A 16,247-nucleotide genomic window follows, 5' to 3' on the forward strand; every position below is an offset into this window, starting at 1 on the left:
TGTAGTTCTTAGTTTTATGCGGTGCTGAAATAAATTCAGCATGACGTTTATATCTGAAAAATCCTGCTTAAAAAACAGGATTTAGAGTTCTTAATTATTAATTTTCTTTTTTTGATTTAAACTCATTGGTTTTTCTTGCTTTACTAACGGAGTTCCGTACAAATCAAAATCTCCGGCTTCATCAATTTTAATATCAATAAACTCACCTAGTTTTATATAATGTTTGGTAGCATCTACAATTACATCATTATCTACATCTGGCGAATCAAATTCTGTACGTCCGTAAAAATATTCTCCATCTTTTCTATCAAATAAACAACGGTATGTTTTTCCTATTTTTTGCTGATTTAATTCCCAAGAAATTTGAGATTGCACTTCCATAATTTCGTTTACACGACGGAACTTTACATCTGCAGGAACATCGTCTTCTAAAACATAAGCGCCCGTATTTTCTTCGTGAGAATATTCAAAAGCGCCCATTCTTTCAAAACGCATTTCTTCAACCCAAGCTTTTAACTCTTCAAATTGTTCTTCCGTTTCTCCAGGATATCCAACAATTAAAGTAGTACGGATTGCCATATTTGGCACTGCTTCTCTAAACTTATGAATTAGTGAAGTTGTTTTTTCGTGGGTTGTACCACGCTTCATCGATTTTAAAATCTCGGTATTTATATGCTGTAACGGAATATCTAAATAATTACAAACCTTAGGCTCATTTTTCATTACCTCTAATACATCCATCGGAAAACCAGCAGGAAACGCGTAATGCAAACGAATCCATTCTATTCCGTCAACTTTTACCAACTCTTTTAATAAATCTGCTAACGCACGTTTTTTGTAAATATCTAATCCGTAATAAGTTAAATCTTGTGCAATTAACATCAACTCTTTAATCCCTTTCTCAGCTAACTTCGTAGCTTCGATAATAATTTCTTCAATTGGAGTTGATTTATGTTTTCCTCTCATTAAAGGAATTGCACAAAACGAACACGGGCGATCACAACCTTCAGCAATTTTTAAATACGCATAATGTTTTGGTGTCGTTGTTAAACGTTCGCCAATTAATTCGTGCTTATAATCTGCTTCTAATACTTTTAATAATTCTGGCAATTCGTGCGTACCAAAATACTGATCTACATTTTTAATTTCAGCTTCTAAATCAGGCTTATAACGCTCACTTAAACAACCAGAAACAAAAACTTTGTCTATCTCTCCAGCTTCTTTACGTTGCGCATAATGTAAAATAGTATCTATACTTTCTTCTTTTGCTTTTCCTATAAAACCACAGGTATTAATAACAACAATATTACCATCATCTTCAGGGTCTTCATGAACCACGTCTTTACCATTGGCTTTTAATTGTCCCATTAAAACTTCACTATCGTAAACGTTTTTAGAACATCCTAAAGTAACTACGTTGATTTTGTTTTGCTTTGGTGATTTTGTGCGCATTGTACTATAAAAATTTAGAGTGCAAAGATACATCTTAAATATTTTACACCCTTACTACTTTTGTTTGATTCTTGCTCCTTTTTTTGATAGCTTTACTAACGTTGGATTTATATTATTAAAACGGTTTTATGTTCTTGAAAAGTTAGCTATACATTAAAAATCAAGATTTCGAAAACCCAATTATATTCTCTAAATTCGTCTTACCCAAAATAGGTAATTAAAAATGGCGAATAAATATTTAAGTTTTATATCTGACGAACACCTATTATCTTGTATTGAAAATCTACATAAATCATATTTAAAAGCCAAGGCTAATGTGAGTAAAAAGAAGTTTTATAAAAACAAGATTGATACGATCAAATTAACTTTTGACGCTAAATTCAACGATTTGGATGAAGAAACATTGATTAAGACAGAAATAAATCGCCAAATAGATAAATCTATCAACAACTCTATAGGAACTTTTCACGAGGAAATATTAGGAGGAATTACAGGATTTGAAATAGGAAATCTAAGTGGATTTGATATAAAAGCAACTGATAACACTTTATTTGCGGACATTAAGAACAAGCACAATACAATGAATAGTAGTTCTGCAGAAAGTTTATTTCAAAAATTAGCCAAATACGCAGATACTTACAAACAAGCTAAATGTTATTGGGTACAAGTTTTAGCTAAAAATAGTTTTAATGAAAAATGGTTTGGAGAAATCAACGGAAAAGAATACAGCCATAGTAGAGTTTACAAAATATCAGGAGACCAATTTTATAAATTACTATCAGGAAAAGAAAATGCCCTGTTTGAATTATACCAAATTTTACCACAAGCAATTTCTGATTACTTGAGTAAACATGAAAATGAGAAAACACAAAACAACTCAGCTCTTAAAGAAATTTCGACAAGTTCTAAAGAAGCAAACAGAAGTATTTTAAATGAAATTACTTTTGAAAACTACAACTACTATTTAGGTTTTGATAAGCTTAAATAATAAGCGTTTAAAAATTTAATTATCGAGTAACCTATTTCTTGCCCTAAATTACAAGGAACGGCATTTCCTATCTGTTTATATTGTTGAGAAACTGATCCCATAAACTTCCAATCATCTGGAAAAGTTTGTATCCTCGCATATTCTCTTACCGTAAACGGACGAGTTTCTTCTGGATGGCATCTTTCAGTTTGTTTTTGAGCTGGACTACAGGTAAGTGTTAAACTCGGTTCATCCCAACCTATTCTACGAGCAATTCCTGTTTTTCCTCCTCCTAAATAGAAACTTTTTCCCATATACTCTTTTTGAATATCTAAAGGTAAATTTCTCCAATATCCTTTTTGAGGAACTAAATCTAAAACTGCTTTTTTATGTTCAGGATATTTTGAGCCTTCAGATTTTGGTACATTACAATCATACAATTCTCCTTTTTTAAGGGCATCAACTAAATTATAGATTTTATTATGTGGTTTTGGGTATTCATATTTCAAATCAATATCCTTACGAATTCCTACTAAAATTACGCGTTCTCTTTTTTGTGGAACTCTGTAATTAATCGCTTTTAACACTTGTACAGGAACAACATTATAACCAATTTCGTCTAAAATTGAAATCATTCCCTCAATTGTTTTTCCTTTTTCGTGAGACAACAATCCTTTAACGTTTTCTCCAATACAAATAAGTGGGTTAACCTCTTTTACTGCTCTTGCAAATTCATAAAAAAGTGTTCCTCTTGCATCTTGTAGCCCTAATTTTTTTCCTGCATAACTAAACGCTTGACAAGGAAATCCGCCAGTAACAATATCTACTTTATTATTATATTCTGTAAAGTCAAAAGATTTAATATCTCCTTCTAAAACATTCCAATTTGGTCTATTTTCTCTTAATGTTTCACAAGCCCATTTATCAATTTCGTTTAAGGCTACACATTTAATTCCTGCTTTTTCCATACCTACAGCTAAACCTCCTGCTCCTGCAAATAATTCTAAAACTTTAAACTCTTGAATGGGTGCTACAAAATTATCAACAGTATCTTCATAGTCTATAGATAACTGCTCCAACAGCGTATTAATTTGTTCTTTTTTGTAAATTCTATATTGGCTAATAGGCTCTCTAATAGCAGTAAATTTACCTTCCCTGTCCCAACGTCTTAAAGTTTCTTTACTCTTTCCTAAAATTTGAGAAACTTCATTTAACGAATAATATTCTTTCGTAACCATATTACACAACCTTATACATTGGTTACAAATTTACAATAAAAATCGGGAATAAAAAACGTATGCCAACAATGTGTAAAAAAACTCCTTAAAAGGAGTTTTTTTATATTCTATATGTATGTAATTCTATTTAAAAAAAGAATCTACAAATTCGTATTTATTAAACACTTGTAAATCGTCTATACCTTCTCCTACTCCAATATATTTTACAGGTATTTTAAATTGATCTGAAATACCAATTACAACACCACCTTTTGCTGTTCCGTCTAATTTGGTTACTGCCAAAGAAGTAACTTCGGTTGCTTTTGTAAACTGTTTTGCTTGCTCAAATGCATTCTGACCTGTAGAACCATCTAACACTAATAATACATCATGTGGTGCATCTGGCACTACTTTTTGCATTACACGTTTAATTTTTGTTAACTCATTCATTAAGTTAACTTTATTATGCAAACGACCAGCGGTATCTATAATGATTACATCTGCATCTTGATTTACACCAGATTTAACAGTATCAAAAGCTACGGATGCTGGATCAGAACCCATTTCTTGACGTACGATTGGCACCTCTGTTCTGTCTGCCCAAACCTGTAACTGATCTATAGCTGCGGCTCTAAAAGTATCTGCGGCTCCTAAAACAACTTTTAAACCTTGCTTTTTAAACTGAGCTGCTAACTTACCTATGGTTGTCGTTTTACCCGCTCCGTTTACTCCAACCACCATTAAAACATAAGGTTTGGTATTTGCGGGTATGGTAAATTCAGTAGCATCTTTGGTATTTGTTTCTGAAAGTAGTCCTGCAATTTCTTCTCTTAGAATTTGATTTAATTCTTCGGTACCTAAATATTTATCTTTTGCGACTCTTGCTTCAATTCTTTCAATAATTTTTAATGTAGTATCTACTCCTACATCAGAAGAAACTAATACTTCTTCTAAATTATCTAAAACATCGTCATCTACCTTTGTTTTTCCGGCAACGGCTTTTGATAGTTTAGAGAAAAAACTTGATTTTGTTTTTTCTAATCCTTTATCTAATGTTTCTTTTTTCTCTTTTGAGAAGATGTTTTTAAAAAAACTCATGCTTAAATTTTATAATCGTTTATATAGGTTAAAAACTATACCAAACTTATTATATAGTCAAATTGTCATTATACGGCTACTTTCGCGTTAAGGATTGAGGCATTGTTGGAGCTCCTTGCAAAGAGCGACTGCCGAAAGCCTGACCCGAAGGGTAACGCCCAAAAATACAGTTTTTTAGCACAAAAAAAAAGCTACTCTCTAATGAAAGTAGCTTTTATTTATATTGTAAAAAAGTATTAATTTTTTGCGATAAAATCATTTACTTTTGCAGGATCCATAATAGCTTCAACAAATGTATAAGCTCCTGTTTTTGGAGATTTTACCATTTTAATTGCTTTTGTTAATCTTTTCGCTCCTGTTTGTAACGATGCTACTGATTTCTTTGCCATGTCTTATAGGTTTTTTAAAGTTTAAAAAACTTTATAATTATTTAATTTCTTTATGAACTGTCATCTTCTTTAAGATTGGATTAAATTTCTTTAATTCCATTCTATCAGGAGTGTTTTTTTTGTTCTTTGTAGTAATATAACGTGAAGTTCCTGGTTTACCAGTTGCTTTGTGCTCAGTACACTCTAATATAACTTGAACTCTGTTTCCTTTTTTTGCCATCTCTCTAAAATTTTATCTAGTAAGGAATTATTTAGTTAAGAAACCGTTTTCTCTAGCTTCTTTGATGACAGCAGAGATTCCTTTTTTATTAATATTTTTTAATGCAGAAGCAGATACTTTTAAAGTTACCCATTTATCTTCTTCTGGAATATAAAAACGCTTAGTCATTAAATTAGCGTTAAATTTTCTTTTAGTTCTATTTAATGCGTGAGAAACATTGTTCCCAACCATAGCTTTTTTTCCTGTAAGTTCACAAACTCTAGACATCTTCTTGACAGTTTTTAGTATTATTTCTAAACGAGGTGCAAATTTACGCTTTTATATTGATTGCGCAAAAAAAACTCATTTAAATTCTTATTATTTTTGATATATTCTAACTGAGGTTAAGCATCTAACCTACCGGAATTGTAACAGTCTGCAAATTTACAAATTATTTTAATAAAAATAACTTATATCGATAAATTTATTAACTTTCAATATACAAAAACACTCAACACTTTATTAAATTGTTAAAAAACAGTAATTTAACTACTTTTTAAAATATTCTGACTCAATAGCTGCAGTGCCTTGGTTACCGTTCTGTTTATTACTTTTTCTCGTGGTTGCCCAAAGTTAAATTCTTGCACCTCAACCTTGTCTTTTTCAGCAATTGCAATATAAACAAGTCCTACACTTTTATCATTATCATCGGTGGTTGGCCCTGCGTTACCGGTTACCGCTATTGCATAATCCGTTTGTAATTTTTTTAAGCAACCAACTGCCATTTCTGCTGCTACCTCTTTGCTTACCACTGTAAATTTACTAATGGTTTGTTTAGAAACTCCTAATAATTGTTGTTTTAAGGCGGCTGTATAAGTGACAAAACTTCCTTTAAAATATGCTGATGAGCCTGCTATAGAAACTAAATCTGATGCAATTTTACCTCCCGTTAAACTTTCGGCTGTACTTACTGTTTTATCGAATTGTTTTAATAATTCGCCTGTACTTTTTTCTAAAGAAGCATCTTCATCATACCCTACAATAACATCAGAAATTAATACATTTAATGCTGCTATTTTAGAGGTCATTTCTTCTTCAATTGCTATTTTATCATTTCCTATTGCAGAAATTCGCAATCGCACTTTACCAAACGACGGCAAGTAAGCTAACTTAATATGTGTTGGTAAATTATTTTCCCATACTGCAATTCTCTCAGCAATTACAGTTTCACCAATACCAACTGTCATAATTGTTTTATGCAATATAAATGGCAGTTTAAATTTTTGCTGAATTTTAGGTAAAACCTCATTGGTTATTAAACCTTTCATTTCGTACGGAACTCCTGGTAGTGAGACAAAAATAGTGTTGTTTTCGTAAAACCACATTCCGGGAGCTGTACCAAATTGATTCATTAGCAAAGTTGCTTTTGATGGTAGTTGCGCTTGGTATTTTTGCACCTCGTTATACGGATGATTTATTTTTGCAAACAATTTTTTAATATGCGCTATTACCGCTGGGTATTCTATTATTTTATCATCATTAAAATACGTTGCAATTGTTTTTTTGGTGATATCATCTTTCGTTGGCCCAAGACCTCCGGTTATAATTACAATATCTACCCTACTTTCTGCTTCTTTTAAAGCATTTAAAATATGTTGTTTTTCATCTTGAATTGATGAAATTTGATATACCGATACTCCTATTTTATTTAATTCTTTACCAATCCATTGCGAATTTGTATCTACAATCTGACCGATAAGAATTTCATCTCCAATAGTAATTATTTCTGCTTTCATTTGTTTTAGTTAAAAAGCTACAAAGCTCTCTTTGCTACTTTAGTAGTTAATTTACTATTTTACTTTAATACTAAAAGCTTGTTTTCCTTCTATAATTCCGGTTAAAATATCATTTTCTTCTACTTTACCTACTCCTGCTGGAGTTCCTGTAAAAATAACATCTCCTTTTTTTAAGGTAAAATACTGCGACACATAACTTATTAATTCATCTATTTTCCACAACATAGATTCCGAATTACCATCCTGAACAACTTCCTCATTTTTATGTAATTGAAAAGAGATATTCTCTAAATTAAATTCTTCCTTCGGATAAAAATCTCCAATAACAGCACTACCATCAAAAGCTTTTGCTTTTTCCCAAGGCAATCCTTTTTCTTTACATTTTGCTTGTACATCGCGTGCAGTAAAATCAATTCCTAATCCGATTTCATCATAATATTTATGTGCAAATTTTGATGAAATATGTTTCCCTACTTTATTTATCTTAACTAAAACCTCTACTTCATAATGAACATCATCAGAAAAAGGCGGAATAAAAAAAGGCATTTTCTTTGGTAAAATAGCAGAATCTGGCTTTAGAAAAACAACAGGATTTTCTGGTTTTTCATTTGCTAACTCCTCTATATGTTTGGCATAATTACGCCCGATACAAATTATTTTCATTTTATTGAAAAACTAAATGTTTAAATTATTCTCGATATAAATTTATTTATTCTTCATAAATTCACTCGAACTGACAAACTAAATACTCCGCTCTATGGAATCCAAGTTTTAGGAAAGTTTGGCTTTCTTTTTTCTAAAAACGCATCACGTCCTTCTTTTGCTTCTTCAGTCATATATGCTAAACGTGTAACTTCACCTGCAAATACTTGTTGTCCAACCATACCGTCGTCTGTTAAATTCATTGCGAATTTTAACATTTTTATTGATGTTGGACTTTTTTCTAAAATCTCTTGCGCCCAATCAAAAGCAGTTTGCTCTAACTCATCATGAGGCACAACCGCATTTACCATTCCCATTTCATAGGCTTCTTGCGCCGAGTAATTTCTTCCTAAAAAGAAAATTTCACGTGCTTTTTTCTGCCCAACCATTTTTGCTAAATATGCCGACCCGTACCCTGCATCAAATGATGTTACATCGGCATCGGTTTGCTTAAAAATAGCATGTTCTTTACTCGCCAATGTTAAATCACAAGTAACATGTAAACTATGTCCGCCACCAACTGCCCAACCAGGAACTACACAAATTACTGCTTTTGGCATAAATCTGATTAATCGTTGTACTTCTAAAATATTTAATCGATGATACCCATCTTTACCAACATATCCTTGATGTCCTCGCGCATTTTGATCTCCTCCTGAGCAAAAACTCCAAACACCATCTTTGGTTGAAGGTCCTTCTGCAGATAATAATACAACTCCGATATTGGTATCTTCATGTGCATCCTGAAAAGCATCTAATAATTCAGACGTTGTATGCGGACGAAATGCATTACGTACATTTGGTCGGTTAAACGCTATTCTCGCTACATTATGCGACTTTTTATAAGTAATATCTTCATACTCTTTGGCAACTTTCCATTGAGGTTGTATCATAATTTTAAAATATTATCGTTAGTAAGTAGAGCAAAAATAACATAATACTTTGTTTTTCTTTTCTATATTTGAACGATATAATACCAACTCTTATGAAACAACTATATTTTTTAGCTGCTTTACTAATAAGTACCAGCATTTTTTCACAGAAAATAATTACTGAAAAAATTAATTCGAAAGAATTTTACAAAGGTCGATCTGTAAAAATTTACATTCCTAAAAACTATGATAAAGAAGAAACCGTTAGTTACCCTTTAGCAATTGTTTTAGGCGATCAATATCTTTTTGACATGTATGTTGGTAATGCTAAACTGTATGCTGACACTGACAAAGCACCAAAACAAATAGTTGTTGGGATTGACATGAATGAAACCTACCTAAAAGATGTTGGTGTAATTCCGTCTAACAACGCCTTAACTACTACTGCTAAAAAGTTTCAAACTTTTATAAAAAGCGAATTAATTCCTCATATGGAATTAAATTACAGAACTTCTCCTTTTATGGCAATCGCTGGTCAAGGAAAAGCTGCTGATTTTATCACCTATCTTTTAAAAGATGCAAACCCTATTTTTAATTCATTTATTTGCATTACTCCTGAGTTTACTGAATTTAGCGGAGGAAGAATTGAATCGTATTCTTTAGCTAGATTAGGGGCAATTGATAATTCGTACTTTATTTACTCTAGCAATAACAAAGAATACATTACTCCAAAACAAAACGATCGTTTTAATCAAATAGGTACTTATTTATCTTCTTTTAATGCAGAAAATATGCATATTACTTTTGATAAATTTAAAAACGCACCTAGTCATTTATCTGTTATTGGTGAAACGATTCCGAGAGCTTTTGATAAAATGTTTTACCTGTATGCTAAAATTACCAAAAGTGAATTTGATACAAACATAAAAGATTTAGGCCCTTTAGAGGCGATTAAATATGTTGAAAAAAAATATTTAGATATTCAGTTTTTATATGGATCTAATTTAAATGTTCGTTTGGATGATATTTTTGCTATTGAAGGAATGGTGATGGATAAATTAGATGGTGATTACCTTAGAGTTTTAGGCGATTTTGTTGCTATTAAATATCCTGATTCTCATATTGGCGATTTTTATGTTGGTAAATATTATGAGCTAGGAGAAGATTATGAAAAAGCAGGTTTTTACTACAAAGCTGCTTACGGTAAAATGGATCCGTCTGACCCAAATGCAAATGCTTTTTACGAAAACATTAAACGTGTAAACAACCTAAAAGCAAGTCAACCTAAAGAAGAAATTATTGAAGAGACTCCTGAAGAAGAGCAACAAGAAGAAGATAAATAAAATAATAAGAGTTTTATAAATAAAAAATCCGCTATTTTTAAAAATAGCGGATTTTTTATTTTCCTAATAGTATTAGTTTATCAACTCAATTCTATCTTCTTTTAATACTATTTTTTTATCTTTATACAAACCACCAATAGCTCTTTTAAAAGCTTTTTTACTCATTTGTAAACGAAATTTAATTGCCTCTGGCGAACTTTTATCCGTTAACATTAAAAAACCTTTTTCATCTAATTTGCGTAAAATTACATCAGCATCTGAATCAATTACATTTCTAAAACCTTGAGGTCGTAAAGTAACATCTATTTTACCGTCTTCTCTTATGTTTTTAACATAACCGTAAGTTTCCATGCCTTCCTCTATGTCTTGATAAACTTCGCTATTAAACAGTAAACCATCAAATTCATCGTCTATTAAAACATTGTACCCTAATGGAGTTTGCTCACCTATTTTCAAATTTATTTGATCTCCTTCTTGTAATTCCATTTTTATAAGTTTTTAAAATAGTTCTTTAAAACTACATCATTAATATCTTTCGGAGTAAAAACCTCCATTATTTTTGGTTGATTTGATATTGAATAAAAATCATTCAATTCAACATTTAATTCTTCTATTTCTGAAACTGCTACGTATTTAAAACCATACATTTTAGCTAAATGTTCAGCAGTTAAACTATGTGGTGTCTCAAAATAATCAGTCGCATTTGTAGTTGATGGTCCAGGAATAAATCTAAAAATTCCGCCGCCTGCGTTGTTTAATATAATGATTCTAAAATTATTCGGAGTATTTGCATTCCATAACGCATTCGAATCGTAAAAAAAACTTAAATCACCTGTAATAAAAGTTGTTTGATTCTCAGTTGCAAAAGCAGCACCAATTGCTGTACTTGTACTTCCGTCTATTCCGCTTGTACCCCTGTTACAAAACACCTGTAAAGTAGTATTTATATCAAATAATTGCGAGTACCTTATTGTAGAACTGTTACTTATTTGAAGTTGAGAATTATCAGGAATAAAATTTAAAACAGTTTCAAAAGATTTTAAATCTGAATATACGCAATCAGTTAAATAATCCTGATGTTTTTTAGCTCTTTCTTCTTTTTTTGTTAGCCAATTATTTTGGTAACTACTCTTTATAGTATCTCCTCTACTTTCAATTTCCTGTAAAAAACTGATTGGTTCTTCTTGTATAAATTCAGACAAACAATGATAAGTATCCATTGCTTTCAGTCCATCAACATGCCAATGATGCTTTGGCTGGTATTTTCTTAAAAACTGTTTTATTTTTTTTGAGATTACCATTCCACCTAAAGTCACCAACACCTCTGGCTGTAAGGCTAAAAATTCCGATTCAGTTAACGGAGCTATTAATTTATCAATCGAGTTTATAAACTTCGGATGATATAAATTAGATGTTGTTTCTGTTAAAACCAACACCGATTCATCATTCGTAAAATCGCTTAGTACTTTTTGCAATTCACCATCAGGAAAATTACTTCCTACTAAAATCATTTTTTTAGATGAGGATTTCCAAATTTCAGATAATTTTTGATAATTAACAGATTGCTTCACTTCGTTTACAATGACGTTAGAAAAATTAAATTCTTTTAAATCATCAACCGTTTCATACAACGGCTCATTAAAAGGAACATTAATGTGTATTGGTCCTTTTTTAGTGATTGCAGTTTGTAAAGCTTCAATTAATAAATCTGTATTGCTTTCTAACTCGTTTTTTGCTTCTACCAAATTTGCCGAAAACAAAATATGATTTTCAAATACATTTTCTTGACGAATGGTTTGCCCGTCTCCAATATCAATTAAATGCTTAGGTCTATCCGCAGAAATTACAACTAGCGGAATATTGCTATAAAAAGCTTCTGCTATCGCAGGATAATAATTTAACAACGCCGAACCAGATGAGCAAATAATTACTACTGGTTTTTGCTTTTGTTGTGCGATTCCCATTGCAAAAAAAGCGGCACAACGCTCATCAACAACACTCAACGTTTTTATCTCTGGATGATTTGAAAATCCTATGGTTAACGGAGCGTTTCTTGAACCTGGCGAAATTACAACCGTATCAATATTATATTGATTACAGGCTGAAATAACTAATTGTGCAAGTTCTTTTTTTGGATACATTCTATTTAATTACAAGGCTGCAAAGTTACAAAGTCAAAAAGTTATAACGTAAAAAAAAGTCAGAAAGTAAAACATTTTCTACTTTCTGACTTATTTATACAAAAACCAACTAAGTTGATTAGTTTCCTTTCTTATAATCTTCTAAAAACTTCGCTAAACCAATATCTGTTAAAGGGTGTTTTAATAATCCTTCAATAGCACTTAAAGGACCTGTCATTACGTCAGAACCTAATTTAGCACAATCAATAACATGCATGGTGTGACGTACCGATGCCGCTAATATTTGTGTTTCGAACATGTAGTTATCGTAAATCTGACGAATTTCAGAAATTAAGTTTAAACCATCTGTTGATATATCATCTAAACGCCCAATAAACGGAGAAACATAGGTTGCTCCTGCTTTAGCAGCCAACAATGCTTGACCCGCAGAAAACACTAATGTTACGTTTGTTTTAATTCCTTTTGATGAAAAATATTTACACGCCTTAATTCCGTCTTTTATCATTGGTAATTTTACCACGATTTGCGGATTTAATGCAGCTAAAGCTTCACCTTCTTTTACCATTCCGTCAAAATCTGTAGAAATTACCTCAGCAGAAACATCACCTTCTACCAATTCGCAAATTGCTTTGTAGTGGTTAATAATATTCGCTTCTCCTGTAATTCCTTCTTTTGCCATTAAAGACGGATTTGTGGTTACACCATCTAAAATACCTAAAGCTTGCGCTTCTTTAATTTGCTCTAAATTAGCTGTATCTATAAAAAATTTCATTTATATATGTGTTATGTAGTTGTGTATATTTTTGTTTAAAAACCTGCTTTTTAAAGCATTGCAAATTTACAATTTATAATGATTCATTAATAGTTTTTCGTAAACTTTATCTGGTAAAACTCTTTTTAAAATTACCGAAAACTTCTCCATAAATCCACCCACTTTATAATGAATCTTCGGATTGCTTTTTTCTATAATTTGATGCATTGCTTTCGCCATTACCTCCGGATCCATTCCTGAATTTACATGACCATCCATCAACGCTAAGTTTTCAGCATATTTTTCTTTATATGCCGAATTTTCAAAAACTGGTGTATGGTATCTACCAGAAGCAATGTTGGTAGCAAAATCTCCTGGAGCAACATTTATCATCTTAACACCAAAACTTTTAACCTCCATACTTAATGCTTCAGTTACCAATTCTAAAGCTCCTTTACTTGCTGAATAAATTCCTCTAAAAGGTAATCCCATATAACCTGCTATGGAAGTTACATTTACAATTACACCTGTTTTTTGCTTGCGCATTTGTGGCAATACTGCTTTAATAACATCAATAACGCCGAAAAAATTGGTATTAAAATTGTCTCTCATTTCATCAGTTGGAGTGTCTTCTATCGACCCTGTAATTCCTTTTCCTGCATTGTTAATTAACACATCAATTTTACCTTCTTTTTGTATTATTTTAGCAATTGCAGCTTGTATTGTTTTAGCATCAGTAACATCTAAAGCAACCATATTAAAAGGTAAATTTACTTTATCAGGATTTCTACTTGTACCGTAAACACGATAATTTTTTGCATGTAAATAAGTCGCAATTGCTTTTCCTATTCCAGAAGAAGCACCTGTTATTAATATAACTTTAGACATTTTAAATAATTTTAAGCAAATATCTTAAAGTTCATCGCAATAAAAAAAGAGTTTAATCACTTATATTAGCCATATATTGTAAGAACACAATCATTATGAGTAAGAAATCAATTTTTAGTATTTTATTTTTTCTAATTAGTTTTAGTCTTTTAGCACAAACATCTTTGTTTGACCACTCTAAAACCTTTACAAAACAAGACTCTTTACGAGGATCTATTACTCCTGAAAGAATTTGGTGGGATTTAATCTACTATCATTTAGATATTACGGTAAATCCGGATAAAAAATTTATCAACGGAAAAAATACCGTACAATACAAAGTTTTAAAACCTCATAATGTTTTACAAATTGATTTGCAGGCTCCTTTAAAAATTACCAAAGTCATCCAAAACGGAAAAAAATTGAAAGTAATTTCAGATGGAAATGCGCATTTTATTCAGTTAAAAGCGCTTCAAAAAGTCGGAAGTATAAATTCGTTAGATGTGTATTACGAAGGACATCCAAAAGAAGCTATTCGCGCTCCTTGGGATGGCGGGTTTTCGTGGAAAAAAGACAATAACGGAAATCATTTTGCAGCAACTTCTTGCCAAGGTTTAGGCGCTAGTGTTTGGTGGCCAAATAAAGACCATATGTATGACGAAGTAGATAGTATGGCAATTAGCGTACGTGTTCCTAAAAACTTAATGAATATTTCTAACGGAAAATTACGTAGAGTAGAACAACATAAAGACAATACAACAACGTATCATTGGTTTGTAAATAATCCGATTAATAATTACGGAGTAAATGTAAATATTGGTGACTATGTACATTTTTCTGAAAAATATAATGGTGAAGATGGTGAATTAGATATGGATTATTATGTATTGCGTGATAATTTAGAAAAAGCAAAAAAGCAATTTAAAGATGCGCCAAAAATGATGAAAGCTTTTGAGCATTGGTTTGGAAAATATCCTTTTTATGAAGACGGATTTAAACTTGTAGAGGCTCCGTATTTAGGTATGGAACACCAAAGTTCTGTTACCTACGGAAATCAATATATGAACGGATACTTAGGCAGAGATTTATCTGGAACTGGTTGGGGTTTAAAATTCGATTTTATTATTATTCACGAATCGGGGCACGAATGGTTTGCTAATAACATTACCAATATTGATATTGCTGATATGTGGATTCATGAAAGTTTTACTGCCTATTCAGAAAACCTGTTTTTAGATTATTACTACGGTAAAAAAGCATCTGCTGAATACGTAATTGGTACTCGTAGAAGTATTCAAAATGATATTCCTATTATTGGGCAATATGATGTAAATAGCGAAGGCTCTGGCGATATGTATTACAAAGGAGCAAATATGCTACATACTATTAGAACTTTAATTGATAATGATAAAAAATGGCGACAAATTTTACGTGGATTAAACAAAGTCTTTTATCACAAAACAGTAAATACCAAACAAGTTGAAAACTATATTTCACAACAATCTGGAATTGATTTAACCAAGGTTTTCGATCAGTATTTACGTACTGTTAAAATTCCTGTTTTCGAGTATAAAATAAAAAACAACCAACTTTCTTATCGTTGGAACAACGTAATTAATGGTTTTAAAATGTCTTTAACTATTTTTGTTGATAATAAAAAACAACAGTTAAATCCGACTGAAAAATGGCAAACGATTAACGTTAATTCTACTAAAATTAAAGTAGATAAAAACTTTTATGTAAATAATAAAAATGTAAATTAAACTATTTTGAAAAAACTATTCTTTTTACTGATACTCACCCAACTTTCATTACATTCTCAAAATGTTTTGTTTGTAGGCAACAGCTTAACATACGCTAACAACATGCCTAAAACATTAGAATATATTGGCAAAAAACAAGGAGTATCAATAAAAACAAAGAGCTTATGTTTTCCTAATTACGCTATTATTGATCATATAAATGAAGGAAAACTTCAAAGATTATTAGCAAAAAAGAAGTTCGATTATTTAATAATTCAGCAAGGTCCATCATCTCAATCAGAAGGAAAAAGAATGTTAATTGAAGATGGTGATAAAATAAAAAAACTTTGTAGTAGCCATAATATAAAGTTAGGCTACTTTATGGTTTGGCCTTCAAAACGCTATTATCATACTTTTAATAAAGTTATTGAAAATCATAAAATAGCAGCAGCCAAAAATAACGCTATACTTTTTCCTGTTGGCGAAATCTGGAAAGAATACAATTTAGATAAAACCTTATATAACTTATATGATTACGATAATTTTCACCCATCAAAAGCTGGAAGTTTTTTAGCTGCTTTAACTATTTTTCATCAATTACATCCAACTAAAAAACTTCAGCAATTATCATTTAAAGACTATAAAAAATGGACAACTAATAAAAAGTCATTCTTAAAAATGATTCAGTTAGTTGAAAATCATTAGCTTTCT

The 16,247-nt window shown here is 31.1% G+C and carries 17 protein-coding genes; 4 read left to right on the top strand and 13 right to left on the bottom strand.

The annotated features are described in order from the left end of the window. Nucleotides 1-90: 90 nt before the first annotated feature. Entirely contained in the window at nt 91-1,452 is a 1,362-nt protein-coding gene (rimO, locus tag ACN5J5_RS01990) for a 30S ribosomal protein S12 methylthiotransferase RimO (protein ID WP_418645685.1), read from the bottom strand. 223 nt (nt 1,453-1,675) lie between these two features. Here rimO and ACN5J5_RS01995 point away from each other — a divergent pair, with 223 nt between their 5' ends. After that, on the top strand, nt 1,676-2,440 hold the full coding sequence (locus ACN5J5_RS01995) for an Eco47II family restriction endonuclease (protein ID WP_418645686.1): 765 nt from the start codon (nt 1,676-1,678) through the stop codon (nt 2,438-2,440). Here ACN5J5_RS01995 and dcm read toward each other — a convergent pair. From dcm to ACN5J5_RS02035, 8 genes are all read right to left on the bottom strand, one after another. Then, nucleotides 2,413-3,657 (bottom strand): DNA (cytosine-5-)-methyltransferase, encoded by a 1,245-nt coding sequence (gene dcm, locus ACN5J5_RS02000; protein WP_418645687.1) that lies wholly within the window; start codon nt 3,655-3,657, stop codon nt 2,413-2,415. The genes ACN5J5_RS01995 and dcm overlap by 28 nt on opposite strands. Before the next feature lie 123 nt (nt 3,658-3,780). Next, entirely contained in the window at nt 3,781-4,734 is a 954-nt protein-coding gene (ftsY, locus tag ACN5J5_RS02005) for a signal recognition particle-docking protein FtsY (protein ID WP_418645688.1), read from the bottom strand. A gap of 236 nt (nt 4,735-4,970) precedes the next feature. Beyond that, nucleotides 4,971-5,123 carry a DUF4295 domain-containing protein gene (locus ACN5J5_RS02010; RefSeq protein WP_218773070.1) on the bottom strand — a complete coding sequence of 51 codons (153 nt, stop codon included), beginning with the start codon at nt 5,121-5,123 and terminating at the stop codon, nt 4,971-4,973. A gap of 37 nt (nt 5,124-5,160) precedes the next feature. Beyond that, nucleotides 5,161-5,343, bottom strand: coding sequence for a 50S ribosomal protein L33 (gene rpmG, locus ACN5J5_RS02015; RefSeq protein WP_029034962.1), 183 nt, complete (start codon nt 5,341-5,343; stop codon nt 5,161-5,163). Nucleotides 5,344-5,370: 27 nt separating this feature from the next. Beyond that, entirely contained in the window at nt 5,371-5,610 is a 240-nt protein-coding gene (gene rpmB / locus ACN5J5_RS02020; protein WP_299162018.1) for a 50S ribosomal protein L28, read from the bottom strand. A gap of 257 nt (nt 5,611-5,867) precedes the next feature. Next, a complete protein-coding gene (locus ACN5J5_RS02025; protein WP_418645689.1) occupies nt 5,868-7,118 on the bottom strand; it encodes a competence/damage-inducible protein A in 1,251 nt (416 codons plus the stop codon). A 54-nt stretch (nt 7,119-7,172) separates the two neighbouring features. Next, complete coding sequence (locus tag ACN5J5_RS02030) at nt 7,173-7,781, bottom strand: fumarylacetoacetate hydrolase family protein (RefSeq protein WP_418645690.1); 609 nt, start codon at nt 7,779-7,781, stop codon at nt 7,173-7,175. Between the two features lie 92 nt (nt 7,782-7,873). After that, the gene (locus ACN5J5_RS02035; RefSeq protein ID WP_418645691.1) at nt 7,874-8,713 is read right to left on the bottom strand and encodes a 1,4-dihydroxy-2-naphthoyl-CoA synthase; all 840 of its coding nucleotides are present in this window, start codon (nt 8,711-8,713) and stop codon (nt 7,874-7,876) included. Nucleotides 8,714-8,805: 92 nt separating this feature from the next. Between ACN5J5_RS02035 and ACN5J5_RS02040 the strand changes: the two genes are divergently transcribed. Further along, nucleotides 8,806-10,035, top strand: coding sequence for an alpha/beta hydrolase-fold protein (locus tag ACN5J5_RS02040; protein WP_418645692.1), 1,230 nt, complete (start codon nt 8,806-8,808; stop codon nt 10,033-10,035). Between the two features lie 72 nt (nt 10,036-10,107). On the opposite strand, the gene ACN5J5_RS02045 is transcribed toward ACN5J5_RS02040, so the two are convergent. From ACN5J5_RS02045 to ACN5J5_RS02060, 4 genes are all read right to left on the bottom strand, one after another. After that, nucleotides 10,108-10,521 (bottom strand): DNA-binding protein, encoded by a 414-nt coding sequence (locus ACN5J5_RS02045; protein WP_418645693.1) that lies wholly within the window; start codon nt 10,519-10,521, stop codon nt 10,108-10,110. Between the two features lie 2 nt (nt 10,522-10,523). Then, entirely contained in the window at nt 10,524-12,176 is a 1,653-nt protein-coding gene (gene menD / locus ACN5J5_RS02050) for a 2-succinyl-5-enolpyruvyl-6-hydroxy-3-cyclohexene-1-carboxylic-acid synthase (RefSeq protein WP_418645694.1), read from the bottom strand. Nucleotides 12,177-12,294: 118 nt separating this feature from the next. Further along, complete coding sequence (fsa, locus tag ACN5J5_RS02055) at nt 12,295-12,948, bottom strand: fructose-6-phosphate aldolase (RefSeq protein WP_418645695.1); 654 nt, start codon at nt 12,946-12,948, stop codon at nt 12,295-12,297. A gap of 66 nt (nt 12,949-13,014) precedes the next feature. Next, nucleotides 13,015-13,815, bottom strand: a complete 801-nt coding sequence (locus ACN5J5_RS02060; protein WP_418645696.1) for an SDR family oxidoreductase — start codon at nt 13,813-13,815, stop codon at nt 13,015-13,017. A 95-nt stretch (nt 13,816-13,910) separates the two neighbouring features. Between ACN5J5_RS02060 and ACN5J5_RS02065 the strand changes: the two genes are divergently transcribed. Together ACN5J5_RS02065 and ACN5J5_RS02070 are read left to right on the top strand one after the other, a co-directional pair. After that, entirely contained in the window at nt 13,911-15,557 is a 1,647-nt protein-coding gene (locus tag ACN5J5_RS02065; protein WP_418645697.1) for a M1 family metallopeptidase, read from the top strand. 102 nt (nt 15,558-15,659) lie between these two features. Continuing rightward, the gene (locus tag ACN5J5_RS02070) at nt 15,660-16,241 is read left to right on the top strand and encodes an SGNH/GDSL hydrolase family protein (protein WP_418645698.1); all 582 of its coding nucleotides are present in this window, start codon (nt 15,660-15,662) and stop codon (nt 16,239-16,241) included. Nucleotides 16,242-16,247 lie beyond the last annotated feature (6 nt).

The sequence above is a fragment of the Tenacibaculum insulae genome (assembly GCF_964512435.1).
Classification (GTDB): Bacteria; Bacteroidota; Bacteroidia; order Flavobacteriales; family Flavobacteriaceae; genus Polaribacter; species Polaribacter insulae_A.

Coding starts and splice junctions, on each gene's coding strand:
- rimO (WP_418645685.1), bottom strand. CDS start 1,452: ATGCGCACAAAATCACCAAAGCAAAACAAAATCAACGTAGTTACTTTA.
- ACN5J5_RS01995 (WP_418645686.1), top strand. CDS start 1,676: ATGGCGAATAAATATTTAAGTTTTATATCTGACGAACACCTATTATCT.
- dcm (WP_418645687.1), bottom strand. CDS start 3,657: ATGGTTACGAAAGAATATTATTCGTTAAATGAAGTTTCTCAAATTTTA.
- ftsY (WP_418645688.1), bottom strand. CDS start 4,734: ATGAGTTTTTTTAAAAACATCTTCTCAAAAGAGAAAAAAGAAACATTA.
- ACN5J5_RS02010 (WP_218773070.1), bottom strand. CDS start 5,123: ATGGCAAAGAAATCAGTAGCATCGTTACAAACAGGAGCGAAAAGATTA.
- rpmG (WP_029034962.1), bottom strand. CDS start 5,343: ATGGCAAAAAAAGGAAACAGAGTTCAAGTTATATTAGAGTGTACTGAG.
- rpmB (WP_299162018.1), bottom strand. CDS start 5,610: ATGTCTAGAGTTTGTGAACTTACAGGAAAAAAAGCTATGGTTGGGAAC.
- ACN5J5_RS02025 (WP_418645689.1), bottom strand. CDS start 7,118: ATGAAAGCAGAAATAATTACTATTGGAGATGAAATTCTTATCGGTCAG.
- ACN5J5_RS02030 (WP_418645690.1), bottom strand. CDS start 7,781: ATGAAAATAATTTGTATCGGGCGTAATTATGCCAAACATATAGAGGAG.
- ACN5J5_RS02035 (WP_418645691.1), bottom strand. CDS start 8,713: ATGATACAACCTCAATGGAAAGTTGCCAAAGAGTATGAAGATATTACT.
- ACN5J5_RS02040 (WP_418645692.1), top strand. CDS start 8,806: ATGAAACAACTATATTTTTTAGCTGCTTTACTAATAAGTACCAGCATT.
- ACN5J5_RS02045 (WP_418645693.1), bottom strand. CDS start 10,521: ATGGAATTACAAGAAGGAGATCAAATAAATTTGAAAATAGGTGAGCAA.
- menD (WP_418645694.1), bottom strand. CDS start 12,176: ATGTATCCAAAAAAAGAACTTGCACAATTAGTTATTTCAGCCTGTAAT.
- fsa (WP_418645695.1), bottom strand. CDS start 12,948: ATGAAATTTTTTATAGATACAGCTAATTTAGAGCAAATTAAAGAAGCG.
- ACN5J5_RS02060 (WP_418645696.1), bottom strand. CDS start 13,815: ATGTCTAAAGTTATATTAATAACAGGTGCTTCTTCTGGAATAGGAAAA.
- ACN5J5_RS02065 (WP_418645697.1), top strand. CDS start 13,911: ATGAGTAAGAAATCAATTTTTAGTATTTTATTTTTTCTAATTAGTTTT.
- ACN5J5_RS02070 (WP_418645698.1), top strand. CDS start 15,660: ATGCCTAAAACATTAGAATATATTGGCAAAAAACAAGGAGTATCAATA.